The organism is Herpetosiphonaceae bacterium, from assembly GCA_036374795.1.
Lineage (GTDB): Bacteria > Chloroflexota > Chloroflexia > Chloroflexales > Kallotenuaceae > LB3-1.
In genome coordinates this window covers 57,011-81,872 of record DASUTC010000221.1, presented here as the reverse complement: position 1 = coordinate 81,872, position 24,862 = coordinate 57,011, and the positions used below count along the sequence as shown (strand labels likewise).

Annotated in this window: 20 protein-coding genes; 7 read left to right on the top strand and 13 right to left on the bottom strand. The window is 60.1% G+C overall.

Annotated elements, in window-relative coordinates; all coding sequences use genetic code 11:
* The first annotated feature begins 114 nt into the window (after positions 1-114).
* On the top strand, positions 115-1,416 hold the full coding sequence (locus VFZ66_16695) for a Gmad2 immunoglobulin-like domain-containing protein (protein ID HEX6290825.1): 1,302 nt from the start codon (positions 115-117) through the stop codon (positions 1,414-1,416).
* 61 nt (positions 1,417-1,477) lie between these two features.
* Here the strand turns inward: VFZ66_16695 and VFZ66_16690 are convergent, their stop codons facing one another.
* Together VFZ66_16690 and VFZ66_16685 are read right to left on the bottom strand one after the other, a co-directional pair.
* Positions 1,478-1,903, bottom strand: a complete 426-nt coding sequence (locus VFZ66_16690; GenBank protein ID HEX6290824.1) for a hypothetical protein — start codon at positions 1,901-1,903, stop codon at positions 1,478-1,480.
* A 48-nt stretch (positions 1,904-1,951) separates the two neighbouring features.
* Positions 1,952-3,484 (bottom strand): helix-turn-helix domain-containing protein, encoded by a 1,533-nt coding sequence (locus tag VFZ66_16685; protein HEX6290823.1) that lies wholly within the window; start codon positions 3,482-3,484, stop codon positions 1,952-1,954.
* A 385-nt stretch (positions 3,485-3,869) separates the two neighbouring features.
* Between VFZ66_16685 and VFZ66_16680 the strand changes: the two genes are divergently transcribed.
* Genes VFZ66_16680 through VFZ66_16670 form a run of 3 tightly spaced genes read left to right on the top strand, consistent with a single transcriptional unit; the run spans position 3,870 to position 6,189 of the window.
* Positions 3,870-4,799 (top strand): hypothetical protein, encoded by a 930-nt coding sequence (locus VFZ66_16680; GenBank protein HEX6290822.1) that lies wholly within the window; start codon positions 3,870-3,872, stop codon positions 4,797-4,799.
* Positions 4,799-5,188, top strand: a complete 390-nt coding sequence (locus tag VFZ66_16675; protein ID HEX6290821.1) for a phage holin family protein — start codon at positions 4,799-4,801, stop codon at positions 5,186-5,188. Before VFZ66_16680 ends, VFZ66_16675 begins: the two co-directional genes overlap by 1 nt.
* Positions 5,185-6,189, top strand: coding sequence for a DUF3618 domain-containing protein (locus VFZ66_16670; GenBank protein HEX6290820.1), 1,005 nt, complete (start codon positions 5,185-5,187; stop codon positions 6,187-6,189). Before VFZ66_16675 ends, VFZ66_16670 begins: the two co-directional genes overlap by 4 nt.
* Before the next feature lie 119 nt (positions 6,190-6,308).
* Here the strand turns inward: VFZ66_16670 and VFZ66_16665 are convergent, their stop codons facing one another.
* From VFZ66_16665 to rpoD, 6 genes are all read right to left on the bottom strand, one after another.
* Positions 6,309-7,463, bottom strand: coding sequence for a PAS domain-containing sensor histidine kinase (locus VFZ66_16665; protein HEX6290819.1), 1,155 nt, complete (start codon positions 7,461-7,463; stop codon positions 6,309-6,311).
* A 12-nt stretch (positions 7,464-7,475) separates the two neighbouring features.
* Positions 7,476-8,264 (bottom strand): alpha/beta hydrolase, encoded by a 789-nt coding sequence (locus VFZ66_16660; GenBank protein HEX6290818.1) that lies wholly within the window; start codon positions 8,262-8,264, stop codon positions 7,476-7,478.
* A 184-nt stretch (positions 8,265-8,448) separates the two neighbouring features.
* Positions 8,449-10,017 carry a heme peroxidase family protein gene (locus VFZ66_16655; GenBank protein ID HEX6290817.1) on the bottom strand — a complete coding sequence of 523 codons (1,569 nt, stop codon included), beginning with the start codon at positions 10,015-10,017 and terminating at the stop codon, positions 8,449-8,451.
* 298 nt (positions 10,018-10,315) lie between these two features.
* Entirely contained in the window at positions 10,316-10,933 is a 618-nt protein-coding gene (locus VFZ66_16650) for a hypothetical protein (GenBank protein ID HEX6290816.1), read from the bottom strand.
* A gap of 251 nt (positions 10,934-11,184) precedes the next feature.
* Positions 11,185-12,036, bottom strand: a complete 852-nt coding sequence (locus tag VFZ66_16645) for a 3-hydroxybutyryl-CoA dehydrogenase (protein ID HEX6290815.1) — start codon at positions 12,034-12,036, stop codon at positions 11,185-11,187.
* A 174-nt stretch (positions 12,037-12,210) separates the two neighbouring features.
* Positions 12,211-13,176 (bottom strand): RNA polymerase sigma factor RpoD, encoded by a 966-nt coding sequence (gene rpoD, locus VFZ66_16640; GenBank protein ID HEX6290814.1) that lies wholly within the window; start codon positions 13,174-13,176, stop codon positions 12,211-12,213.
* 362 nt (positions 13,177-13,538) lie between these two features.
* On the opposite strand from rpoD, the gene VFZ66_16635 reads away from it, so the two are divergent.
* From VFZ66_16635 to VFZ66_16625, 3 genes are all read left to right on the top strand, one after another.
* On the top strand, positions 13,539-14,741 hold the full coding sequence (locus VFZ66_16635) for an aminotransferase class I/II-fold pyridoxal phosphate-dependent enzyme (GenBank protein ID HEX6290813.1): 1,203 nt from the start codon (positions 13,539-13,541) through the stop codon (positions 14,739-14,741).
* A gap of 179 nt (positions 14,742-14,920) precedes the next feature.
* Complete coding sequence (locus VFZ66_16630) at positions 14,921-17,419, top strand: mannose-1-phosphate guanyltransferase (GenBank protein ID HEX6290812.1); 2,499 nt, start codon at positions 14,921-14,923, stop codon at positions 17,417-17,419.
* 49 nt (positions 17,420-17,468) lie between these two features.
* Positions 17,469-18,317, top strand: a complete 849-nt coding sequence (locus VFZ66_16625; GenBank protein ID HEX6290811.1) for a diguanylate cyclase — start codon at positions 17,469-17,471, stop codon at positions 18,315-18,317.
* A 441-nt stretch (positions 18,318-18,758) separates the two neighbouring features.
* On the opposite strand, the gene VFZ66_16620 is transcribed toward VFZ66_16625, so the two are convergent.
* The 5 genes from VFZ66_16620 to VFZ66_16600 all read right to left on the bottom strand — a co-directional run bounded on the left by VFZ66_16620 (position 18,759) and on the right by VFZ66_16600 (position 24,751).
* Positions 18,759-20,036 carry a Glu/Leu/Phe/Val dehydrogenase gene (locus VFZ66_16620; GenBank protein HEX6290810.1) on the bottom strand — a complete coding sequence of 426 codons (1,278 nt, stop codon included), beginning with the start codon at positions 20,034-20,036 and terminating at the stop codon, positions 18,759-18,761.
* 24 nt (positions 20,037-20,060) lie between these two features.
* Positions 20,061-21,059, bottom strand: a complete 999-nt coding sequence (locus VFZ66_16615) for a TIM barrel protein (protein HEX6290809.1) — start codon at positions 21,057-21,059, stop codon at positions 20,061-20,063.
* Positions 21,060-21,174: 115 nt separating this feature from the next.
* Positions 21,175-23,100 (bottom strand): glycosyltransferase, encoded by a 1,926-nt coding sequence (locus VFZ66_16610; GenBank protein HEX6290808.1) that lies wholly within the window; start codon positions 23,098-23,100, stop codon positions 21,175-21,177.
* Positions 23,101-23,123: 23 nt separating this feature from the next.
* A complete protein-coding gene (locus VFZ66_16605; GenBank protein ID HEX6290807.1) occupies positions 23,124-23,987 on the bottom strand; it encodes a ParB/RepB/Spo0J family partition protein in 864 nt (287 codons plus the stop codon).
* Positions 23,984-24,751 (bottom strand): ParA family protein, encoded by a 768-nt coding sequence (locus VFZ66_16600; GenBank protein HEX6290806.1) that lies wholly within the window; start codon positions 24,749-24,751, stop codon positions 23,984-23,986. Before VFZ66_16600 ends, VFZ66_16605 begins: the two co-directional genes overlap by 4 nt.
* Positions 24,752-24,862: the final 111 nt, after the last annotated feature.

Sequence of the window (24,862 nt, the reverse complement as noted above, 5' to 3'; positions counted from 1 at the left end):
AGCGCTATCAGGGTCGTATCAGGTTATCAACAACACGTTACCGCTTCGTGGTACGACCGTCACGCTTAAGTGATGGTCGTTTTGCTATGCTTAATAGGCTCAAGGAGTGTACAGATGCGTTACCCAAGATATGGACTGATCCTCTGCCTGATCGTTTTGACCAGTTGCGGCAGCCCAACCCCGCCCGCAGGCCCGGCGGTGCAGCCGCCAGCCCCGACGATGGAGCAGCCGAGCGGCTCGCCTGCTGCCCAGCCATCGCCCAGCGCGGCACCGACGCCAACGCTTGTCGCCGTCCAGCCCACCGCTACAGAGCAGCCAGCGCCGACCAGTGCTCCCGCAGCGGAGCCGACGACAGCGGCTCCCGCGCAGCGCACGATTACGATCACCGAGCCGAAGCCCGGCGCGAGCGTCAGCAACTCGATCACGATCAAGGGCCAGACGAACTACTGGCCGTTTGAGGCAAACCTGACCGCGCAGCTCAAGGATGCATCGGGCAACGTGCTTGCGACAATCCCGGTGACGGTCCACGCGCCCGACATCGGTCAGGGCGGCCCGTTCGAGGAGCAGATGACCTTCAGGCTGCCCGCTCAGGCGCAGACAGCCACGCTTGAGATCTTCGAGGCCAGCGCCAAGGACGGCTCGATGCTCGCCAGCCAGTCGGTGCAGGTCCAGTTGCAAGCCGGAGAAACCAGGGGTGGCCTTCAGCTCGATGCCCCCGTGGAGGGACAGGCGGTGACGCTGCCGATGCATGTCGCGTTTCGTGGCGTGCAGCCCAATCAGTCGATCCTTGGACGGCTGCGGTTCGGCAACGGGGAGACGCTGGAGCAGACGATCCCGGTCGTCGTGGGCACCGATAACGTCGGCTACGGCGTTGCCAATATCGACTGGAACACGGAGAGCATGCCGCCGGCTGTGCCGCCCGGCGCGACGACATTCGAGATCGTCGGCGGCGATGGCGCGGTTCTTCAGAGCGTCGGCGTCAGGCTGCTGGCAGAGGCCGAGACACAGCGCGTCGATGTTGTCTGGACGACGCCGGAGGCCGATGATTTTATCGTCTTCAAGCACGACGTGCCACGCACTCCGCAGATCGCCTCGGCAGCGCTGAACGAGCTGCTCAAAGGCCCTCCCGACGGCAACGCGGCGGGCGCTGTCACCGCGCTGCCGACGGTCCAGGAGATCGTCACGTTTCCGGGCCGCCAGCCCGACTGGGGCTACGAGGTCCGGCTGATCAAGCTGACGATCACCAACGGCGTCGCGACCGCCAACTTCTCGAAGGAGCTGCGCGCGTACGGCGGCGGCGCGGCGCGCGTCCAGGCGATCCGCCAGCAGATCGAGCGCACGCTCAGGCAGTTCAAATCGGTGCAGAGCGTGGTGATCCAGATCGAGGGCCAGAGCGAAGGCGTGTTGGAGCCGTAAGCATCTGGCTGCGCAACTGGCAACAGGGCACGTTGTCTCGTGCCCTGTTTTTGATCGTCCGCTACCTGCGCCCCTCGATGTCGGCGCGGAAGCCCTGCGCCGCCTCCCAGGCTTTCGCATCGCTGCCAGATAGTAGTGTGGTCAGCACGCGCCGCTGGTTGGCGTTGAGCGCCTCAGGCCCGACCGGACTCGCCGCCATCTCGATCGAGTCGAACGGCGCTGCCAGAAATTCGTCGTAGAGATCGCGGCCCGGCGAGCGATGCGAGTATTGCAGCCGGAACACTTGCAGATCGCCGAAGCGCTCGCCGACCTCATGCACGAATTGCACGGCGATGACGGCTGCGCCCTGCGGTGCCCTGACCTCCTGCTGGTACGGCCCGACCTTTTTTCCGCCAGGCGGGAACACATGGTGCTCCAGCGCCTCGACCATAACGCCTGCCTCGTTGAGCAGGAGCGTCGGTGTGAGTGTTCGTTTACGCCAGCGCATAGGCTAACCCCTTGTCGCGGCATCGCACCATCCATGCCGCAGAGTGCATTATTGTTTGATCATCGTCAAGATGCGGTGGACACGTAGCGCGATCTGCAACGCCAGCACATCCTCCGCTCGCTTCAAGCTCAAGCCGCTGATCTCGCCGATCCGCCGCAGACGGTAGATCAGCGTGTTGCGATGAATATGCAGCAGATCAGCGGCTTGATGTAGATTGCCCAGCGCGGCAAAGTAGCCCTCTAGCGTCTGTACGAGCTCGCCGCTGTTGCTGCGATCGTGCGCGATCAACGCGCCGAGCGTCTCGTGATAAAAGCTGTGCAGCTCCGACGATTCGCGCATCTCCAGCAGCAGGCGATACACGCCAAGGTCGCTGAAGGCGGTGAAGCTGCTCGGCCCGAAGAGCTGACGCCCCAGTTGCAGCGCCTGATCGGCCTCGTCATAGGCGCGCGGCCACTGCGCGGCGGTCGGCGCGATCGTGCTCAGGCCAGCCACAATCGGCAGATCGGCGGCCAGCGCCTTAAGCAGCGCATACGGCTGCGTTAGCTGCTCGTCGCTGGGACACAAACAGATGATGACGTTCTCGCGCAGCAGACTTGGCGCGGCCTGCTGACGGGCCAGAAGACGACGCAGCTCCTTGTAGATCTCGTCACAGGTGACGCTAGCATCGGATGGCGCGATCACCAGCGCGACATGCGGACGCTGAAGATCGTAGCCTAGCTCGGCGGCTTGCTGCTGCAACGAGGCTGGCTCGGTGATCGTGCCGCTCAGGATCGTCCGCAGCACATCGCCACGTACCCGCGCCTCAGCCGCCTGCACCGCCTGCTGCTTCGCCAGCTCCAGCGCCAGCGCGGCTGCCGCCTGTGTCGCGGCCAGCTCATCCCAGCGATCGAGCGACGAGCCAGCGATCGCCAGGTAGCCGAGCCGCATCCCTGGCTGCCCGATCGGATGCGCCTGTACGACCAGATCCATGATCGTCTGCGCGAAGGGCAGCGGTGCCTGAAGCATGTTGAAGGCTGCCCGCACCTGGCGCGACCCGCGCTGGATTCTCAGCTCTCCCTCCGCGCTCAAAAACGCGACGGCACAGCCGGTACGCTCCGCTGTGAGCCGCACAATGCCTTCCGCGCCATCGCCAGCCGCAACATGCTGCGTCAGCTCGCTGTAGAGCTGCGCCGCGCGCCGCTCGATCTGTGCGTCGGGGTCCGAGAGCAGGCGCTGAATGTCACGCTCTACGGTCCGCAGATCGGTCTGATCCGGCAGATGCAGCAGTGGAAGGTCGGCCTCGCCCGCGACGCTCAGCGCATCGCCGTCGATCTCGCCGACCACCCCAATCGCCGCCACCGACACATCCGACAGCCGCCGCACGATCGTCGGCAACGTCAGCCGCTCGTCGAGCATTCGCGCCTGCGCGACGTTAATTAGCGCGATCTCGCCGCCGCGCAGGCGTGGAAACGCGGGCAGCGTCGCGCGCAGGCTGACGACAGGCCCTACATGTTTGTGGATGCCATCGCCCGGTGTGACTAGGGCGCTACCCGGTGGTAATGCCAGGCGGAGCAGATCGCGGATTGTGGTTGTGTTCATCATTCGGGCCGGTGCTTGCAAGCTTTGGCTGGATTATAGCAGAACGGAGAACGGAGGACCGAGAGCTAAGCGCATGAACAAGCGAGCAAAACAGCGAAGGAACAAAAGAACACACGCTTAAATCGCTTGTTCCCCGCCTCGGCCCCTGGACTTTCCTCGCTTGTTTCCTTCATTCTTGACACCTTATTCGCTGCTTAATGCTTCGTGCTTCTTCGTTCTTCATGCTTAGCTCTTGATTCTTCATGCTCCTTTGTTCCTAGTTCTCTGCGCCGTGTTTGGTTTTTCGCGTGGTACGGTATTTGCATTGCATACTAATTCACATTATTGCGCATTCTGTTGCGACAGTTTTTGGTGATATTTGTAAGGTCTAGTGAAAGGGCAGCACATCATGACACAACGGTCACAATCGACGGGCGACCAGTTTTCGGCCAGCAATACCAATGCTGGCACTACCCAGCCGATCGGTACGACTGGCTCGGCGGGTATGAGCCAGCAGGGCGGCTCAGGGCAGCAGATGGTCGATCAGGCCAAGCAGACGGCGAGCCAGGTAACTGATCAGGCCAAGCAGCAGGTGACATCGCAGATCTCGACGCAAAAAGATCGTGCCGCCGATAGCCTCAACAGTGTGGCGCACACGCTGCGACAGACCGGCCAGCAGTTGCGCGCGCAGGATCAGAGCGGCATGACCCAGTACGTCGACCGGGTCGCCGATCAGGTCGAGCGGTTCTCCGGCTACCTCAGGGACCGTGATGTTGGCGATATGATCCACGATGTGGAGCGCTTCGCGCGGCAGCAGCCCGCGCTCTTCGTGAGCGGCGCGTTCACGCTGGGCCTGCTGGCAGCGCGCTTCCTCAAGAGTTCCAGCCCGCAGAGCGGCTACTCCTACGGAGCACGCGACCAGTACTCGCGAGCGCGCACCTACAACCAGGGCTACGGCACCACCGGCTACAGCCAGGGCTACGGCCAGAGCTACGAGCGGACGGGCGGCTACAACCAGGGCTACGGCACCACCGGCTACAGTCAGGGCTACGCTGGCACGACGGGCGCTACGTCGGGCTACGACACGTCCTCCGATATCGGCGGCACATACGGCGGGACCATGGGCGCTGGCACGACGGGCGCTACATCGGGCTACGACACGTCCTCGGACGCAACGCGCACTGGCCTGGTCGGAGCCGACACCTCGGATACATCGCGCGGCAACTTTGGTAACACCAGCACGACAGGCATGCCCGGCACGAGCAGCAGCGGCACCACCAGCTCGCAGTACGGCTCTACCGAAAACTCCCAGGAGCGCGGAGGTAGGGGAGGTCTTTAATGGAGCGCCAAACGGACACGCGCTCGCTCGGCGAACTCCTCTCCGAGCTGGCAAACGAAACCACCACGCTGGTGCGCCAGGAGATTCAGCTCGCCAAGACCGAGATGACGCAGAAGGCGACCAGAGCAGGTAAAGACGTGGGCATGATCGGCGCGGGCGGCGCGCTGGCTTACGCCGGGCTGCTCGCGATCATCGCCGCGGTCATCATCGGCCTGGGACAGATTATCCCGATGTGGCTCTCCGCTCTGATTGTCGGGCTGGTGGTCGTCGGCATCGGCTACGTGCTGATCCAGCGCGGTCTGAGTGAGCTAAAACGGATCGATCCGGCACCACGCCAGACCATCCAGACGTTGAAGGAAGACAAGGAGTGGGTGAAGGAGCAGCCATGATGAACCGCGATCCGCAGGACACTATGCGCTCGTCGAATAATCCCGCCGTGGTGCGCGAGACGATCACGACGAGCGTACCCGACAGCGACGACGAAACCGCCGAGATTCGCGCCAATATCGAGCAGACGCGCGCCGAGATGAGCGAGACGATCGATGCGATTCAGGATCGGCTTAATCCGACGCATCTCAAGGAGCAGGCCAAGGAGCAGGTGCGCGAGCAGTTTGAAGAAGCCAAAGAGATGGTTCGTGAGGCGACTATTGGGAGGGTTGAGCATATGGTACGAAATGTAAGCGATACCGTTAACGATACACGCTACACCATGATGGATACGATCAGGGAAAATCCGATCCCGGCGGCGCTCGTCGGCATCGGCCTGGGCTGGCTGTTCATGAATCGCAGCACAAAAACGCCCGTACGCTATAGCGGTCGCGGCAGCATGCGCGGTGGCCGACCATACGACGAGCGGCAGCGCTCCTACGACGACCGCCGTGGCTACTACGATGATCGTGGCTATTATGTGGACGAGCGCGGCTACTACGACAATCGCCGTGGCTACAACCAGCCGGGCATGATCGACCGCGCGCAGGGTGTTGCCAGCAATATCGCGGATCGCGCGCAGGGAACGGCGAGCAATGTCGCCAGCAGCGTCAGCGAGACGGCGAGCAATGTCGCCAGCAGCGTCAGCGAAACTGCCAGCAACCTGGCTGATCAGGCGCAGTACCAGGCGCAGCGCGTCGAAGATCGCTTCCAGAACACGCTTCAGGATAATCCGCTGGCCGTCGGCGCGATTGCCCTGGCGCTGGGCACTGCCGTCGGTCTGGCGCTGCCGCAGACGCAGCGCGAGAACGAGTGGATGGGCGAGGCACGCGACACGCTGCTCGATCGGGCGCAGGAGGTCGCGCAGGATACGATGGAGAAGGTGCAGCGCGTGGCATCCGACGTCACCGACGAGGCGACGCAGACCGCCAAGGAGCGCGCCAGAGAGCACGGCCTGACGTGATCGCCGCAGATCCTCTGGTTGCGCTCGACCAGACGCCGATGCATGTTTCTCACGAGAAGCGTGCATCGGCGCTTCTCTTCTTTCTGGATCGGTCGATGCGCCGCGCTCCGTCAGGCGGCTTATCGCTGCAACAGGGGATCAATCGGCAAGGCTACGGTAAAGGTGCTCCCGTGGCCTTCGGCACTCTCTACCGTTACGGTACCATCGTGCAATTCGACGATTTCCTTAACGACATACAGGCCAATGCCCAGGCCGCTGATGCTTTTCTGATTCACGTTGCCTGCCCGATAGAATCGCTCGAAGAGCTGTGGTAGCTCAGCCTGGGGAATACCGATGCCTCGATCCTGCACGTCAACAAACACATGTGTTTGATCATGTCTTACCGCCACCACAATCGGCTGGTGCTGCGGGCTATACTTCAAGGCGTTTTGAATGAGATTCTGGAAAACCTGCTCCAGTCGCAGCTCATCGCCCTGGATCATTAGCGCAGAGCCAGGACAGAGCGCCTCAATCTGGCGCTCAGTAATCGTTGCCCGCACGTCATCCACAAGCCGTCTGATCAGCGCGCACACGTCGAGGGGCATCCGTTCGATCGAAAGCTGGCCGGTTTCAATTCGTGAAATATCCAGCAAGGAAGCGATCATTTTATTGAGCCGGGTCGCCTGGTCGGCAATAATCTGGATCGTCCGTTGCTCGCGAGCACTCAACGTATTCTCTTTGCGGACGCGCCGTTGCAAAACCTGGATATAGCCAAGGATGGAGGTCAGTGGCGTTTTCAACTCGTGGGAGGCCAGCGACAAAAAGTGATTGCGCAGGTCAAGCGCTTCCTCTGCTTTTTTGCGGGCAAGCTGAAGTTCGCGCTCATATTGCCGGCGCTCGCTGGCGTTGAAAATCGTGGTTCGATTTAGAATCGGTCTGCCAGCGCTGTCTCGTTTCTGGATCGTGCTCACCAGGACCGGCAATCGATGACCATCTCGACAGACAACCTCAAAGGCGATCTCGCTAACCGATCCCTGCATATCAAGCAGTGGGGCGTAGTGCGTTTCATAGAAGATCTTACCGCCAACCGTCAATAAGTCTTGAAGCCGCTTGCCTGCCAGAAGCTCTTCACGCGGATACCCGGTCCAATCGAGAAATGTTTGATTGACTTTGGCAAACGTGCCGTCGGGTAATGCGGAGATATAGCCACAGGGCGCATGCTCATACAAGTCCTCAAGGCTTTCCTGCAAGAACCTCTCATCCGACGTGTCGCTTGTCTCCAACTTGCCTGACAAAGATTTCAGTCCTTATACAAACGTCTTCATGGCAGCAATCGTCTCGTCAGGAGCACTCAGATTCGGGCAATGTCCTGTAGCCTTCATCACAACAAGCTGACTATGAGCGAGGGTTCGGTGCAGGTAGTGGCCTACTGATTCTGGCGCGATCATATCGCGCGAGCACTGAAGAATCAGCGCTGGAGTTTTCAGCTTTGGAAGGTCGGCTCGATTATCAGACAAAAATGTGACGCGCGCAAAGTGCTTGGCAATCTCAGGATTGGTGCGGCAAAAGCTATTGGTTAGCTCTTGCCCAAGCTCAGGCCGCTCGGCATTACCCATAATTGCGGGTGCCACCGTGCTCGACCAGCCGAGATAATTGTCGTCCAGTTGCTCCAGCAATTCCTCGATGTCTGCTCGATCGAACCCGCCTATGTAATCATCATCGTTGATATAGCAGGGAGAAGGACCGACGAGAACCAGCTTCTCAAAGCGATCTGGCTCTTTGATCGCCGCGAGTATGCCGATCATAGCCGAAACCGAATGTCCTACGAAGACGGCGCCCGTGACATCCAGCGCGCGGCAGATCTCGAGCACATCATCGGCGTAGCCATTGAGGGTGCTGTATTTTTTGGGATTATACGAGGACTGATCTGATTGACCGGCCCCAACATGATCGAACAAGATCAGTTTATACTCGTCCTCAAAGGCTGGCGCAACGAAGCGCCACATATGCTGATCGCAGCCAAAACCGTGGGCAAACAGCATTGGTTTCTGACCCCTACCAGAAACCTGGACGTTGTTTCGCTTAAGAACAGACACCGTGTACTCCAATCTTATTCATAGGTATTATAGGCCAATGTTACGCGGAATGCGGAGGCGGCTTAGCGTTGAAAACAGCAAACGCCGAACTATTTGTCCGGCGTTCGTATGTTTATCGCCTTCCCGGATGTGCTACAGGGGAGGCTTGTCGTAGCCTTCCTCGTTCTTTGTGCTCCTATGCCCGCTACGCCGCTCCAGCGAATTTAAGCAGATCGACAAGTGTAAACTGTCCGCTCAGCGGCGCAATCGGCGGTGTCGGCTTCCAGGCCGGATCGAGAAAGAGATAGGAATTCCGGTCGCGCTGCAACAGGCCAACCAGCACCTCGGCGACGATGCGCCCGCCGACATAGCCTAGCTGCTCGCCGCTATGCAAGAGCTCCGCCTCCTTCAGGATGTAGTACCACAGTGGTGCCTCGCCGTTCCATCGTGCATCGATCAGTCCGAGCTGCTGATTGCTCAACACTGTTGCGCGCATTGCCCTTGCAACCTGCTGTCCTGACGGCAGCCCAACCTGCTTGCCGCGCAAGTTATTGCGCACCGCAAGCAGCTTTTGCGGGTCGGGTGGCGGCACGACCGAGCCAGGCAGGTTGAAAAGCGGAAGCGATAGCCTGGTGTCGATCTTGCGCGGCTTGCGCGGCGTGAAGGTAGGATCAACCTCAAGAATATTCTTCCACTCCACGACCAATTCTTTCGGGATCGGACGGCCTCCGTTCAGATTCCAGCCAGCCGTCTCGCCAAAAATGGGCACGCCTCCGGCGTCGAGCGTTGGCTGATTGATGACGTAGAAGGGACGGACGATGCTATGTCCAAAGCGGTAAGCTGCAACTGCAAACTCTACCGGCATGAATGGACGATCGTCACGATTCGTAGGCTTGTAGTAGTTAAGGGTAATCACCGGAGCTTTGCCGACCTGCTCTTTGTACACCTGACCGGCAGGCCCGACCAATGCTTCTCCGACGAAGCGCGGCAGGAAATCGTGAATCACGAGCCACTGGTAATGCCACCGCGTAAGGCGGCGAGCTGTTTCAAAGACCCACTCTTTGCGCACGCCTTGCGACCGAGCATGATCGACCAGCTTGTTGTGAAACTTCATGAAGGCGATATGAAGCTGGATGATGATCAGGTTTTCATCGTTACGGGGCTCAGGGATGAGCGCGCGACCGTCCGCCGCATTGCGGGGCACGTCCTCCACACCGTTAAGGTTTGGAAGGAGCAAAAGCTTGTCGGGATCGTTCGGATCGTACAGTGTTGGCTCCGCCGCCGGTCCTTTACCGTACATCGAGTCCAGGTCATAGCGGGGCGTGCGAAAGTTTATCCGCGCGTCCGGGTCAGCTTGCTGCTGATCGAGCGGCGTGTTGTCGAGGGTGATGTCGTGGTCGATGAACTGCCCAAGAAAGGTGAAGCCGGCAAAGAGCCGAGTGCTCGTATTGAGGTGTGCCTCGTCTGGCACGGCGGGCGGCTGCTCCTCGATCATCGTGTTGCCAAGCGCCGTCAGCAGGTCGTCAGGCGGCGCAAACGCCGGGAGCCGCTTGAACATGATCCCGAAGCGTCCCTCGGCTAGGCGGTCTTTCGCCGGAAGATACACGCCCCGTAGCTGCGCGCCGTGCTGCGAGACTGTCGATTCCGTGGCATGCACAGCCTGCGGTACCATGCGTCCGCCGACGAACGCGCCGATCGACACCGCCGCTGTGCGCCTTAAGAACGATCGCCGACTCACGTGCCGATGGTGCGCGTGGTGATGGTTGCGCTTCATGGTGGAGCTCCTTCATCAAGATGATCATGCAAGATTGAGTGCGTGATCATCCTCGTGCGGGGGACTGAAGGCGTATCGAAGATGAAAGCGGCGGAAGCGTGGGCGGAAGGTGCATGATCCCAGCCGTTTAGCTTGTCGGTCAAAACCATGTCGGCAGATGGCGGGCTGCGAGCAGCCGGAAATACAAAGAAGTTTCGAGGCACAGGCCAGGAGCCTGCCCGCTGACGTACAGCCCGCCTTTACCGGTCGATGTGTCGCGCTTAACGACCCGCAGCAAACGCTGTCGCTCCGTTAAGCATCACTCAACCTCAATGTTGCCACCCCCAAGCAATCCGGATCGGGCGTAAATAATGGTATCTTCCGTAAGCTGTGAGGATACCACCGTAGCGTTAGACAGCTTGATCGAGAAGAAATCACCCTGCGAGGGAGCACGATCACCATCATTATCTCTCACGATCACCTCAAACCGGCAGCGTGGGATGTCGCGAGTACACCGAGGATCAAATTGTCTACGGCTTGAGGATGTTGATCGGTACACGCCCAAAAAGATAAGCTCGTTGCCGCCCGGCGGCGGCTCCTGACCGATACAGATCGCGGATTCTAACACAGGATCGAGCGTATCCGCTTCGCCGTGGATCGAAAATGGGCCGCCTAATGGGTTGCTCCCATGATCAGAGTATTCCAGCTCGATGTGTAGCTGCCCGGTTCCAGGTTTGGTGTTGACGCTCTGGGAAGAGCGCTCACAGCGGAATGAGAAGCCGAGTGTTGCCTGCTCTTGAAACCCTAGCAGTGGGTTGGGAGGTAGCCAACCACCACCACGCCCCGTACAGCTTGCCAGCAACAAAACAAGCAGGCTCAGCCCTCCGATCTTACCTATCCGGCGAGAGAGACTCGCCGCCGTCAACCGCTTCACCATCACTATCCTCCATACTGGAAGTGTGGTCGAAGCTACATCGAAGCGTCGTTGTCTAGCTGGTGCTTATCCTGATACCACACCTATACGTTCCGTGCCCAACCTATACGTTCCGTGCCCATGTGTTCGTGGGCTAGCGATCGCTGTTGCATAACCTGTACCATCAGAAGCAGCCGCAGCGAACCAGGGAACAAACAACAAAGGAAATAGCCTGCTGTCGCTATGCTTTGTTCTTTGCTCCCTTGCCCCTTGCGCTATTCGTACGTATAAAACCCTCTTCCGGTCTTCTTGCCGAGCAAGCCCGCCGTCACCATCCGGCGCAGCAGCGGGCAGGGGCGGTACTTGGGATCGCCCAGACCACTGTGCAGCACCTCCAGGATCGCCAGGCAGGTGTCGAGGCCGATAAAATCCGCCAGTTGCAGCGGCCCCATCGGGTGGTTCATACCCAGCTTCATCACGGTGTCGATCGCCTCGGCAGTGGCAACGCCCTCGTAGAGTGTGTAGACGGCCTCGTTGATCATTGGCATCAGGATGCGATTGGAGACGAATCCGGGGAAGTCGTTGACCTCAACCGGAGTCTTGCCCAGGTCCGAGGCGAGCCCCTCGATCGTCTGGTAGGTTTCCTCGCTCGTCAGCAGCCCGCGCACGATCTCCACCAGGCTCATCAGCGGCACCGGGTTGAAAAAGTGCATGCCGATAACATTGGCGGGCCGTTTGGTCTGCGCCGCGATCTCGGTGATCGAGATCGACGAGGTGTTGGAGGCTAGAATCGTCTCAGGCGGGCAGATCTCGTCCAGACGGCGGAAGAGATCGAACTTCAGATCTTTGCGCTCCGTCGCGGCCTCGATCACAATCGCGGCCTCGCTGAAGCGATCGAGATCCAGCACCGGCTGAATCCGCCCCAGGATCTGCGCTTTATCCTCCGCCGCCACCGCGCCCTTTTTAATCAGCCGGTCGAGCGACGTGCCGATCGTCTGAATGCCGCGCTGTACGGCTTCTTCGTTTATGTCAAGTAGTAGGACGGGATAGCCACGCTGGGCAAAGACCTGCCCAATGCCGCCGCCCATCTGCCCCGCGCCGACCACGCCAATCGTTGGATGTTCCACGGATAACTCCTTTGTTGCGTCCTGCGTCTGATACTACGCGCCGCGAGCGCTGCGCCTGCTTTTAAGCGCAGCCGAATCTACAACGGAGCGCCAGGATTGTCCAGCGGCGCCGGGCACGACAACGCCCGACCAGCATGTGATCGGGCGCGACAACAGCGGCTGCTCGAATCTCATCTACTCAAGGTAGGAGCGCAGCGTGCGGCCATACGAGGGATGCCGCAGCTTGCGCAGCACCTTCGACTCGATCTGCCGGATGCGCTCGCGGGTGATGCCGAACTCCTTGCCGACCTCTTCGAGCGTGCGGTAGCGGCCATCGTTGAGGCCGTAGCGCAACTGAATGATCTTGCGCTCGCGCTCCGGCAGCCGTGCCAGCACGCCCTCGATCTGCTCGCGGAGGATCTGGTGCGCCGCCGAGTCGATCGGCGTGGAGGAGCGATCGTCCTCGATGAAATCGCCGAGCACCGAGTCGCCGTCGTCGCCGACGGGCTGCTCCAGCGAGACTGGCAGCCGCGCTGCCTCCAGCACGCGCCGCACCTTGTCTTCGGAGATCCCGACCTCCCGCGCGATCTCTTCGGGCGTCGGCTCGCGCTGCAAGCCCTGTTGCAGTAGATGCGCGGTCTTCTTGACCCGGTTGATCGTCTCGCCAACATGCACCGGCAGCCGGATCGTGCGGCTTTGATCCGAGATCGAGCGCGTGATCGCCTGGCGAATCCACCACGTCGCGTAGGTCGAAAACTTGTAGCCCTTGGTATAATCGAATTTCTCGGTCGCGCGCATCAGGCCGATGTTGCCCTCCTGGATCAGATCCAGGAACGACAGGCCACGGCCAACGTACTTTTTGGCGATCGAGACGACGAGGCGTAGGTTCGCGTTGATCAGGTGCTGGCGCGCAGCCTCTCCTTCCTGCGCCCAGTGTTGCAGCGTCGAGCGCTCTTCGCGCACAAAGACGTCCTCGTTGAGCCGGGCGTAGGCCAGCGCGCCACGCTCGACCTGCTGTGCGAGCTGGATCTCTTCAGCCGCCGTCAGCAGGCTAATCCGCCCGATCTCACGCAGGTAGAGCCGGATCGGATCTTCAAGGCCCGGCTCGCTCTGGAGCACCTCTTCGAGGTCAACGTCGTCCGCGTCGATAGCATCGACCATGTCGAATTCAGCATCTGTTGCGACGCCTTCGATAACCTCAATCTCTTCGGAAAGGCAGCAGGCAAAAAGATGATCGACAAGCGAAATATCGAGTTCTGGCCGGGGGATGTAACGCAGGATGGTATCGTAGGTCAGAATTCGTTGCTGCCGTGCAAGAGCCAACATCTGATCGAGTACGTTGATCAATGTCGCACCGACCTTTTCTGTAGAGGGGTGTATCGATGGTAACGGCAGAGTAATATGCTTATCACTATAACACGAACTCTGTTCATATTCAAGACCTATTGTGGTTTCCATGTAAAATGTTCTGTAACGAACCACAGATTCATCACCAGCAAGGAGTCAAGGCCGTGCAGCAGTATATGGCACAACGTGTTCAAGGCTTCGGCACGTCGATCTTTAGCGAGATGAGCGCGCTTGCCGCCCAGCATCAGGCGATCAATCTATCCCAGGGCTTTCCCGATTTTGCCGGTCCGGCGCATGTCAAAGAGGCGGCGATTGCGGCGATCATGGCCGACCACAACCAGTACGCGCCTTCTCCGGGCGTTCCCGCGCTGCGCCAGGCGATCGCGGCGACCTACGGCAGCGCCTACGGCCTGGATGTTACCGCCGCCGATGTCACCGTGACCTGCGGCGCGACCGAGGCGCTCTGCGCGGTGCTGCTGGCAGTAGTCAATCCCGGCGACGAGGTGATTATCTTTGAGCCGGCCTATGACGCCTATGGCCCCGATACGATAATGGCAGGCGGCGTGCCGCGCTACGTCCGGCTTGAGCCGCCCCAGACTACCGACCATGCGGAAGACTCGGACCATGCGCCGTGGAGCTTCGATCCGGCTGCGCTGCGGTCGGCATTCGGCCCCAAAACCCGCGCGATCATCGTCAACACGCCGCACAACCCCACCGGCAAAGTCTTCAGCCGCGACGAGCTGGAGCTGATCGCCCGGCTGTGCGTCGAGCACCACGTGATCGCCATCGCCGACGAGGTCTATGATCGGATGATCTACACGGGGCAGCACGTGCCGATCGCCACGCTGCCGGGCATGTGGCCGCGCTCGATCACGATCAACAGCACGGGGAAGACCTTCAGCATGACTGGCTGGAAGATCGGCTATACGATCGCGCCGCCGCCGCTTACCGAGGCGATCCGCCGCGTCCACCAGTTCAGCACCTTTGCCGTCGCCACGCCGTTTCAGCACGCCATGGCGGCGGCGCTCGACGACGCGCTGCGCTCGCACTATTACGCCGAACTGCTCGACTTTTACCGCCAGCGCCGCAATATGCTGGTGGAGATTCTGCGCGCCAGCGGCTTTGAGGTTGCGTCGCCCGCTGGCACCTACTTTGTGATGGCCGGTATTCGCTCATGGGGCTTCGACAGTGATGTCGCCTTCTGCCGCCACCTGACGACCGAGGTCGGCGTAGCGGCGATCCCGCCGTCGGCGTTCTACGCGCAGCCGGAGACGGCGCCTTTGATGGCGCGCTTCTGTTTCGCCAAGGAGATCGCCACGCTGCAAGCCGCCGCCGAGCGGCTCCAGCGGCGGACAACCGGCGTGGGCAGCGCAACCTGAGCTACTTGCACCCGAACGCGATGCGGATCGAGCCGTGAGCTACGGATCGCGTGGCGTGCGACAAAGCGTGGTACAGCGCAAGGACCAACGCCCGTTGGCCTGGCTTGAGCAGGGTGCTATACTGCCGCTGAGCCACACCCCGCATCGATCGGGAGTGCCGCCAGATCAGGAGGATTGCTATGAAAGCTGTGGTGATGGCCGGTGGGGAAGGCTCTCGGCTCCGCCCTCTGACGATAAATCGGCCTAAGCCGATGGTCCCGCTTGTGGACCGTCCGGTGATGGCGCATATCATCGAGCTGCTTAAGCTGCACGGTATTACCGAGATTATCGTCACGGTGCAATATCTCGCCAACGTGATTCAGGATTACTTCGGCGATGGCACGTCGTACGGCGTGCAGATTACCTACTCGGTCGAGGAAACGCCGCTTGGCACTGCCGGTAGCGTCAAAAACGCGCAAGATCTGCTGCAAGAGCCGTTCCTGGTCATCTCCGGCGATGCGCTGACCGACATTAACCTGACCGAGGTGATCAATTACCATACGTCGAGCAACGCGCTTGCCACGCTGACGCTCAAGCGAGTGGACAATCCGCTCGACTATGGCGTGATTATCACCGACGAGGATGGGCGCATCAAGCAGTTTCTCGAAAAGCCCTCATGGGGCGAGGTTTTTTCCGATACGGTCAATACCGGGATCTATGTGCTCGATCCCAAGATTTTCGAGTATTTCGAGCCAGGCCAGAACGTCGACTGGTCGAAAGATATTTTTCCGCAGCTCCTGAAGCAGGGCGAGGCGCTCTACGGCTATATCGCCGACGGCTACTGGACCGACATCGGCACGCTCGAAGCCTACATGCGCGCGACTGCGGATTATCTCCAGAATCGCGTGCGGCTGCCGCGTCTCGGCACTAATATCGGTGACGAGATCTGGGCGGGCGGCGAGTACGAGATCGCGCCCGACGCGCGGCTCTACGGGCCGATCTTCCTGGGCCACGGCGTGAAGATCAAAGGCGGCGTGATCATCCACGGCCCCACAGTGATCCGCGATTACAATATCGTGGATACGCGCGCGACGATCGATCGCTCGATCATCTGGCGCAACTCGTACATCGGCGAGCGGGCCGAGCTACGCGGCGCGATCGTCACCCGTCAGTCGAACATCAAGAGCCGCGCGGTGCTCTTCGAGGGCGCGGTCGTCGGCGACTATACGGTTGTCAACTCCGGCGCGGTGATCAACGCAGGCGTCAAGATCTGGCCGAGCAAGGAGATCGACGAGGGTGCGACAGTGATGAACAGCATCATCTGGGGCTCGCAGGGCCGCCGCGTGCTGTTTGGTCGCTATGGCATCACCGGGCTGGTGAATATCGACATCACGCCTGAGTTTTGCGCCAAGCTGGGCGCGGCCTACGGCGGCACGCTGCCGAAGGGCTCGACGGTGCTGATCAATCGCGACGCACACAACACGCCGCGTATGTTGAAGCGCGCGATCATCTCCGGCCTGCCATCCGCCGGGATCAACGTCGCCGATGTCAGCACGATGCCGATCCCGGTGGCGCGCTACATGGTCTATGCAACCAACGCGGTGGGCGGGATTCACGTGCGCCTATCGCCGCTGGATAATCGCGTGGTCGACATCAAATTCTTTAACCGCGAGGGTCTGGACATCGATCGCGCTACGGAGCGCACGATCGAGAACATTTATTTCCGCGAAGATTACCGGCGCGTGTATCTGGACGAGATCGGACGCATCAGGTACGAAACCGCCATCGAGGAAACGTACCTGAAGGCGTTTTTCGAGGCGCTCAGCCCCGAAGCGCTCAGGGCGATAGCCGGAACATTCAAGATCGTTGTAGACTATGCCAACGCCAACGCTTCGAGTATCGCCTCGACGGCGCTGCGCCGCCTGCAGTGCGATGTGGTGGAGCTGAACGCGGTGCTCAACGAGGCGCGAATCTTCCAAACACCGCCTGAGTTCAACGTCGGTATGCAGCAGTTGGCGGCGATCGTTCCGGTGCTGAATGCCGAGCTTGGCGTGCGGCTCGATCCCGGCGGCGAGAAGATTTTTGTCGTGGACGACCGGGGACGGCAGTTGAGCGATCTGCAAACGCTGGCCGCGCTCACCGACCTGTCGATGCGCTGCTGTGGCGGCGGCACGGTCGCCGTGCCGGTCAATATGCCGCGCGCCTTCGAGCAGATCGCGCAGCGCCACGGCGGCACGATCGTCCGCACGCGCTCGAATCTGGCGGCACTGATGCAGACGGGCGCGGAGCATCGTGATTATCTGCTGCTGGGCGACGCGGCGGGCAATCAGATCTTTCCCGGCTTTTATCCGATTGCCGACGGCTTGTTTGCGATGGTCAAGCTGATGGAGTTGCTGGCGCTCCAGCACGTGCGCCTGTCGAGTGTGGTCGATTCACTTCCGCCCTACTTCATGGCCGCGACGAAAGTGCCCTGTCGCTGGGAAAACAAAGGCAAGGTCATGCGTATTCTCAACGAGCAGTACGCCGACCGGCAGCTCGATCAGATCGACGGGATCAAGCTCGATCTCGGCGACGAGTGGGTGCTGGTGCTGCCCGATCCCGAAGGTCCTTTTTTTCATGTGATCGCCGAAGGTACCAGCGACGAGCAGGCCCGTATCCTGACCGAAAAGTATGCCGGTCTTGTGCTCAATTTGCAGTGAACAGATAATCCATACAGTAGCTTATAGACTTGGAGGACGGAGAACCCCGATGCAGTTTATAACGCCCGCGACCAAAACGATTTTGCTGGTGGCAACCTCGGAGCAGCGACGCAATATGTTGACCCAGCAGTTGGAGGCGCTCGGCTATAGTGTGATCGCGATCCCCGATCGGCGGTCGTTAGAGCGGGTGCTCCAGCTCACCAGATATGATCTGCTGGTCGTCGATCTGAGCGGCAATGAGACGGCAGAGACGCATGCGCTCTCCGAGCATGTGGCCGAGCTGCTGGCGCAGGGCATTCCAATGCTCACGCTGACGACCGATCACCAGCATACCACAGAGGCGTGGACGCAAGAGACGCTGGGGTTTCGGGTGTCTGCGGCCTTGCGCAATCGCAACTCCAACGACGTTTTGACCGAGCGCGCGCTGCGCTGGGAAGGGCTGAACGTGCTCGATCCCGAAACGCTTCTGTTTAGCCGCCGCTACCTGGACGCGATCTTCCCGATCGAGATCGAGCGCTCAAAGCGCGTTCACCAGCCGATGTCGCTGCTGCTGATTGACTGTTCCGTGCCCGGCATACCGGCGGAGGTCTGGCGCTCGATTAGCACGCGCCTGCTGACCAGCCTGCGGCGCACCGATGTGATTGTGCGCTACGACGAGACGATCATCCTGGTGCTCCTGCCGATCACGGAGGTGGCGCTTGCCCGTGCGGTAGCCATTCGCCTGACCAAGACGTTAGTGACGATTATGGTGAATGAGACAACGCCGCTTCACGTTACAACCGGCATTGCGGCCTATCCCCAGCACGGCGAGAGTGCCGAGACGCTGACCGTTGCGGCCTTTCAGGCGCTCCGTCACGCGGCGCATACCGGCGGAATCGTCAGCTTTGGGCAGATGTAGCGGAGAGGAACAAAGAACAGAGGACCAAACGAAAGAACCAGGAACCGAGAGCCAAGAGCTAAGAACTAAGAATAGGCAATAGATGGTGAATGAGCAAAGGATGAAGAAAAAGAAAGCAAAGGAGAATGCGAATGGGTGGAAGGAAAAGAAAAATGGGGTAGGGGAGTATTATATTGATTAGTTATTTTGCCTCGTAGGAGTATGATCTACCGCGTCCTGAGTTTATATGTTGTACCGCGTAAATTGTTTATTTGTCCAATTATTATTTTGTAAGGAGAGATGGATAAAATCAGTGAATAGAGATTGGAAAGCCGTGGAAAAAGATTAAGAACCAAGCGCTGAGAGTCAAATGCGAATCTCGGCGCTTGGTGCTTGATGTTGGGTTCTTCAATCTGCTTATGCAGTTCTTTATTCCCTTGTTTCCTCGTTCCTTTGTTCTTCCTACGGGTAGATACCCCGGATCAGCGTAGCATCGGCGACCCGCTTGACCGCAACCATATACGCGGCTGTCCGCATCGGGATTTTGTGCGTGAGCGCCAGCTCGAGCACGCTGCCGAATGAGCGTACCATGATCCGCTCCAGGCGCTCGTTGATCTCCTCCTCGGTCCAGAAGAATTCTTGCAAGCCCTGGACCCATTCAAAGTAAGAGACTGTCACACCGCCGGCGTTCGCCAGAATATCGGGCACGACAAACACGCCGTTATCGTACAAGATCTCGTCAGCGCCGGGAGTAGTAGGACCGTTCGCGCCTTCGACGATGATCCGCGCCTTGATTCGGCTGGCGTTGGCATGGGTTATCTGATTTTCGAGCGCGGCAGGTACCAAAATATCACACTTTAGCTCAAGCAGCTCGGCATTCGAGATCTTTTCCAGCCCCGGCTCTTTGTAATCTACCAGCGATCGATACTGGCGCGCATGCTGGAGCATCGCCGGGATATTCAGGCCGCGCTTGTTGTAGTAGCCACCGGCTACGTCGCTGACAGCGATAACGCGCGCGCCCATGTTGCTCATCAGCAGAGCAGACGCGCCGCCGACGTTACCAAAGCCCTGCACGACAACCGTGGCCTCGTCGAACTTGACGCCAAGATGTTTCGCGGCCTCGCGCGCGGTGATGCTCACGCCACGTCCGGTAGCATCGGCGCGACCCAGCGAGCCGAACACGTCGATCGGCTTGCCGGTGACGACCGCAGGCACGGTATAGCCACGATGCATCGAAATCGTGTCCATGATCCAGGCCATGACCTGCGCGTCGGTGTTGACATCGGGCGCGGGAATGTCTTTCTCAGGCCCGATCAAAATCGAAATCTCACTAGCAAACCGGCGGGTCATATGCTCTAGCTCGCGCATCGAAAGCTGCTTGGGATCGACGATCACGCCGCCTTTCGCGCCGCCGTAGGGAATATTGACCAGCGCGCACTTCCAGGTCATCCACATCGCCAGCGCCCGAACCTCGTCGATGTCGACATCGGGATGGTAGCGAATGCCGCCCTTGGCCGGGCCGCGCGTGATATTGTGGTGAATGCGGTAGCCGGTGAAGACCCGTACCGAGCCGTCCTCCATCGTCACGGGAAAGCGCACCGTTAGCTCGCGCTGCGGCACGCGCAGAATTTGCCGCATACCCGCGTCAAGGTTGAGAATGTCGGCAGCAATATCAAACTGCTGCTGTGCAATTTCAAAAGGATTTTCTTTGTGTTGGGATTCTACCAATGAGGCTGCCATTATGTTCTCCTTCGGGATGGAAAATTAGTTGATCCGAAAGACTTGTCGTGCGATAGCTAATGATCGTTCGAGGACATGCCACCGATCGCCAAACATGTGCGTCTGCGGGGTATATCGAATTGCCAGGCAGACGACTCCAGCAAAACCGTGTTGTAGTAACGGGCGCAACTGGCTGGCATACGGCACATTGCCGACGACGAGCGGCCAATGATCGGTTCCGCTGTCATCGACATCATGCAGACGCACGTAGGCAACCCGGCGCAGAAAATCCGCCGAGGCCGCGCTCTGCCAGTCGGCTACGCCACCCTTCGCACCACCTAACCAATCATGCGCAACATCCCAGGCGATAACGCAGTTAGGGTGATTCACCTCCATGACGACCTGTAGGGTTTCTTGACGTGTGCCTGTGCCGCTAAAGCCGTCCGTTCGGCGAAGCATTCGCCACCGGCTGCTCTTGAGCCAGGGATCGAACTCTGTAGCTGGTGGGACTGGCTGCGGCGCAGCCTGGGATGCTACGCCCATGCCACTCCCGACGCCGATCGGACGCTGTATGCGCCCTTGCAGCTTGTCGCCTCGCAGATTGCGGATCATGCCTCCAAGACCGGCTGCTGCTCCCTTATTCCAGCTCTGCTCGACGGCAACGGTGACAGTCGGCGGTAAGCGTGTGAGCAGTGCGTACACGTATGCAACTGTCTGCGCCACAAGATCAGGTGCTCGTCGCGTAGCAGTACAGCCATGGACGATCAGCGTTACCGGAGTGGTCGCAAGCTCTCCGATCCATGTCAGCACATGGCTCCAGATCGGGCTGTCGGCGGCCAGGGGCGCATGAAGCGCCAGCTTGAGCCGTCGCTCTCGCGCCTGGTCGATAAGCGCGGCCCACCTATCGATGTCCTCGGCGCGCAGCGTCGGCGGCAGTTGAACCTCAACGGCCGTAATTCCTAAGCTGAGCAGCCGATCCAGGTATGCTGCCGTCGTCAATCCACCGGTCCAATCGGCATGGAGCGGCAAGCTAAGCTCAATCATGCAGCCACGCGAAAAGCCGCGACGATGCGCGGCTTCCTAAAATAGTATCGTGGTCGTGGGACATCATCGTCCTTCATAACAGGTGGTGCATTTTAGCACTCACCGCCGACCGGCGTCAAGATGGCGACTGATCGCGCGAGGCGAACCAGCTACGCCGCTGCGTCACCTTCGCCGCTCGGCGCTGCTTGCCTTCGGTCTGGAACCAGACATGGTAGATCCGCTGCGCCGCCGTGAAGTTCGTGAACAGCGCCAGAATCGCCAGTGTGACATGCAGCCAGCCGATGATCAGGCCCAGCGAGAGCAAAATCACCCGTTCGGGCCGCGCAAGAATACCAACTTTACATTCGATCCCCAGCGCCTCAGCCCGCGCGCGCGTATAGCTTACCATCAGCGAGCCGACGATCGCCAGGTACACAAATGTTAGCTCGAAATGAGACGCGGGCACCTGCTGATAGTGCAGTAACAGACCAAGGAAGATCAGCGCCTCAGAGTAGCGATCGATCGTCGAGTCGAAAAATGCACCAAATGTGCTCTGCTGCTCTTTCGATCGGGCGAGCGCTCCGTCAAGCATATCGAACGCGCTTGTCAACAACACCAGCACACCGCCCCATACGAGATGCCCGGTTGCCAGCGTTGCAGTAACACCAACCGTCAGCACAAGACCTAGCATGGTCAGCATATTAGGGGTGATGCCGGAGCGACCGAGCACATGTCCGACAACCCGCTGTGTAATCGCGCGTACACGCGCTTCAATGGGCTCGGTCAACATAGGCGTAGCTCCTTGTGTCTCATTATACAATGTCGTAGGCGGGGCTAACTGAACAACTGGCGATGCCAGAAGCGCGGTTCCAGGCGTGGCTAAGAGCGTCGGCGCTTTTGGCAGCAGGACACCCGATGAGGTGGAAAACGATCGAGCCTTTGCCCTATGCGCCAGGAAACAGGCGCGCTCATACACGTCGATCACGCGCTGGCTGACATCCGTCCACGCATACTGTGCTGCGGTTTCGGGTCCTGCGCTTGCAAGCTGCTGGCGCAACAGCTGATCGCCGAGGATCTGGAGCAGCCCGACGGCGAGCGCGTCGGGCTGACAGGGCGGGACAAGCAAGCCTTCGCGCCGGTGGGTGACAACCTGGGCATAGCCTTCGATATCGGAGGCCACGACCGGACAGCCGCTGCTCATGGCCTCAGCCAGGATGATCCCAAAGCTCTCCTGCCCCGTTGAAGGCGCGCATAATACATCGACCGAGCGGTAGTAGCGCGGCAGATCTTCGGCTGAGACGACGCCTTCAAAGACGAGGTTGCGCACGCCCAGCGCCCGTGCCTGCTCCTCGAAGGGGCCTGGATCGCCGCGACCGACCACCAGCATCCGTGCCTGGGGTATGTAGCGCTGAACCTCGGCGAAGGCGGGCAGGAGCATATTGAAGCCTTTGCGCGGCTCCTCGAACCGACCGACGAATAAGATCGTTGGCTGTTCGGTGCGCAGGCCCGGAAGCGGCTCGACACGGGTATTGAAGCGCTCCGTATCGACGCCGTTGGGGATGATCGTGTATTCTCCGGCAAAATACTGCTGGGCAAAGCGCGCCGCAGCAGGCGATACCGCTACCCGCACGGTCAGACGCTGCGCCAGCCAGTTCAAGAGCTTCCGCGAGGCTGCGTATCCCAGGCTGCGCTCGCCCGAAGCATGGAAGGTTCCCACATTCGGCGACGGCGAGGCATTCAGCACCGACAGCGGCAGCATCGGCGCGAGTGGCTCGTGCAGATGGATGACGTCGAAACGGTTGCGCGCCAGCAGCGCGCTGACCTCATCCGCAACTGCGGGCGAGAGCGTGGTCCGGGCGACCGAGCCATTGATCGGGATTGGCATGACGGTGCCGAGCGAGACAAGACCCGGCTCGGCTAGATCGGGCCGTGAGGAAGGCGCGAGGATCGTTACGTCGATGTTGCGCTGGCGTAGCTGTTTTGCAAGATGCTGCACATGCTCGGTCACGCCGCCATTCCGGGCGAAATCGTACGGCGACACGAGCGCAACTCGCTGAATCATACGCCCTCCTACCATCCATGGCTTTACAGCCCCATCAGCCGATCGTACAGGCCGCTCAGCATTTCTTCATCGTCAAAATGAATAACGAGACGACCGCCGCGTCCGGTACGCACCAGTTGTACTCTCACCCCATTTAAATGCTCTTCAAGAGTTCTGACGACCGATTCATCCTCTGGTGTTGCACGATTTGGCTGGTGTTTTTTACTCGAAGCAAGTTCTCTGCCATCAGCCATGCTGAGCTGTGCGATATATTGCTCGGTGCGGCGTACGCTCAAGCCCTGCTCGGCAATGTGACGCGCCGCGGCGATCTCTTTCTGTGGATCGCGCAGCCCCACCAGTATATTCGCGTGCCCTGGCGTAAGCCGCCCCGCCGACACCATCTCTTGCACTTCGAGCGGCAGCTTGAGCAGCCCCAGCGTCTCCGAGATGGTCGAGCGGCTTTTGCCGACGCGCTGGGCGATCTCGCCGTGCTTCAGCCCAAACTGGTCTTCCAGCATCGCATAGGCGCGCGCCTCCTCGATCGGATCGAGATCGGCCCGCTGAATATTCTCGATCAGCGCCAGCTCAAGCTGCTGCTGAGCCGATGCCTCTTTGATCACCACCGGCACAGCGTCCAGACCAGCCTGTCTGGCCGCGCGCAGGCGGCGCTCACCCGCGATTAGCTGGTAGTCGCCGGAGGATAACCGCGTGACGACTAGCGGCTGCAAGATGCCGTGCTGTTTGATAGACTCCGTTAGCTCGTCGAGCGCAGCCGGATCGAATACCGCGCGGGGCTGGTGCGGGTTGGGCACGATCGCCGCTACCGACACCTCTTGCAGCGCAGCCTGCTCTGTGGGCGCGGGCGCGATCAAGCCGCCGAAGCCGCTGCCTAAACCGCGTTTTCTCATGATCCAGCCTCCTCGCGCCGTAAGAGTTCTTCGGTCAGGGCGGCGTACGCCTTCGCGCCGCGGCTCTGCGGATCGTATTCAGAGATAAGCTCGCCGTGGCTGGGCGCTTCGCTCAGACGAATGTTGCGCGGAATCAGCGTATCGAAGATCCGCTGTGGGAAGTAGCGCCGCACCTCTTCGACTACCTGCCGCGCAAGGTTGGCTCGTCCATCGTACATCGTCATGACCACGCCGCCGATCTCTAGCCGACTGTTGAGCTGAGCGCGCACCAGCTCGATCGTCTCTTTGAGCTGTGCCAGCCCTTCCAGCGCCAAAAACTCACACTGGAGCGGAATCAGCACCCGGTCGGCAGCAGTCAGGCCGTTGATCGTCAGCAGCCCCAGCGACGGAGGACAGTCGATCAAGATGATGTCGTACTGCCCGGCGATTGGCTCGATCGCTCGCAGCAACCGGGTTTCTCGCGCCAGCATCGGCGTCAGGCTGATAGCTGTGCCTGCCAGATCGGGCGTAGCCGGTAGCAGATCGAGTCCAGCCCGCCCGGTCGGCACGATCGCTGCCTGCGCTGGTGTTTCGCCCAGCAGCACCTCGCCGACGGTTTGATCGAGCGTGTGTTTGGCGACGCCCAGGCAGGTCGCGGCATTGCCCTGTGGGTCCATGTCCACCACCAGCACCCGCCGACCGCTCTTGGCCGCGTACCCGCCGACGTTAATCGCGGTTGTGGTTTTCCCAACTCCGCCTTTTTGATTAGCAACTGCAATAATCATGTTCTGCTTTTCTAGGGCCATGCAAACAAGAAGCTATCAGCATTGTAGCATACTCGGCTAGTGGTGTTCTTCTATTACTGTCAAGTTGTCGAACGTTCGACAGCAAGAAGA

What these genes read in the sequence shown, in the direction of transcription:
- VFZ66_16695 (HEX6290825.1), top strand. Translation starts at nt 115, where the DNA reads ATGCGTTACCCAAGATATGGACTGATCCTCTGCCTGATCGTTTTGACC.
- VFZ66_16635 (HEX6290813.1), top strand. Translation starts at nt 13,539, where the DNA reads ATGGCACAACGTGTTCAAGGCTTCGGCACGTCGATCTTTAGCGAGATG.
- VFZ66_16610 (HEX6290808.1), bottom strand. Translation starts at nt 23,100, where the DNA reads ATGATTCAGCGAGTTGCGCTCGTGTCGCCGTACGATTTCGCCCGGAAT.
- VFZ66_16670 (HEX6290820.1), top strand. Translation starts at nt 5,185, where the DNA reads ATGATGAACCGCGATCCGCAGGACACTATGCGCTCGTCGAATAATCCC.
- VFZ66_16650 (HEX6290816.1), bottom strand. Translation starts at nt 10,933, where the DNA reads ATGGTGAAGCGGTTGACGGCGGCGAGTCTCTCTCGCCGGATAGGTAAG.
- rpoD (HEX6290814.1), bottom strand. Translation starts at nt 13,176, where the DNA reads ATGGTCGATGCTATCGACGCGGACGACGTTGACCTCGAAGAGGTGCTC.
- VFZ66_16605 (HEX6290807.1), bottom strand. Translation starts at nt 23,987, where the DNA reads ATGAGAAAACGCGGTTTAGGCAGCGGCTTCGGCGGCTTGATCGCGCCC.
- VFZ66_16620 (HEX6290810.1), bottom strand. Translation starts at nt 20,036, where the DNA reads ATGGCAGCCTCATTGGTAGAATCCCAACACAAAGAAAATCCTTTTGAA.
- VFZ66_16680 (HEX6290822.1), top strand. Translation starts at nt 3,870, where the DNA reads ATGACACAACGGTCACAATCGACGGGCGACCAGTTTTCGGCCAGCAAT.
- VFZ66_16675 (HEX6290821.1), top strand. Translation starts at nt 4,799, where the DNA reads ATGGAGCGCCAAACGGACACGCGCTCGCTCGGCGAACTCCTCTCCGAG.
- VFZ66_16600 (HEX6290806.1), bottom strand. Translation starts at nt 24,751, where the DNA reads ATGATTATTGCAGTTGCTAATCAAAAAGGCGGAGTTGGGAAAACCACA.
- VFZ66_16690 (HEX6290824.1), bottom strand. Translation starts at nt 1,903, where the DNA reads ATGCGCTGGCGTAAACGAACACTCACACCGACGCTCCTGCTCAACGAG.
- VFZ66_16615 (HEX6290809.1), bottom strand. Translation starts at nt 21,059, where the DNA reads ATGATTGAGCTTAGCTTGCCGCTCCATGCCGATTGGACCGGTGGATTG.
- VFZ66_16630 (HEX6290812.1), top strand. Translation starts at nt 14,921, where the DNA reads ATGAAAGCTGTGGTGATGGCCGGTGGGGAAGGCTCTCGGCTCCGCCCT.
- VFZ66_16655 (HEX6290817.1), bottom strand. Translation starts at nt 10,017, where the DNA reads ATGAAGCGCAACCATCACCACGCGCACCATCGGCACGTGAGTCGGCGA.
- VFZ66_16625 (HEX6290811.1), top strand. Translation starts at nt 17,469, where the DNA reads ATGCAGTTTATAACGCCCGCGACCAAAACGATTTTGCTGGTGGCAACC.
- VFZ66_16685 (HEX6290823.1), bottom strand. Translation starts at nt 3,484, where the DNA reads ATGATGAACACAACCACAATCCGCGATCTGCTCCGCCTGGCATTACCA.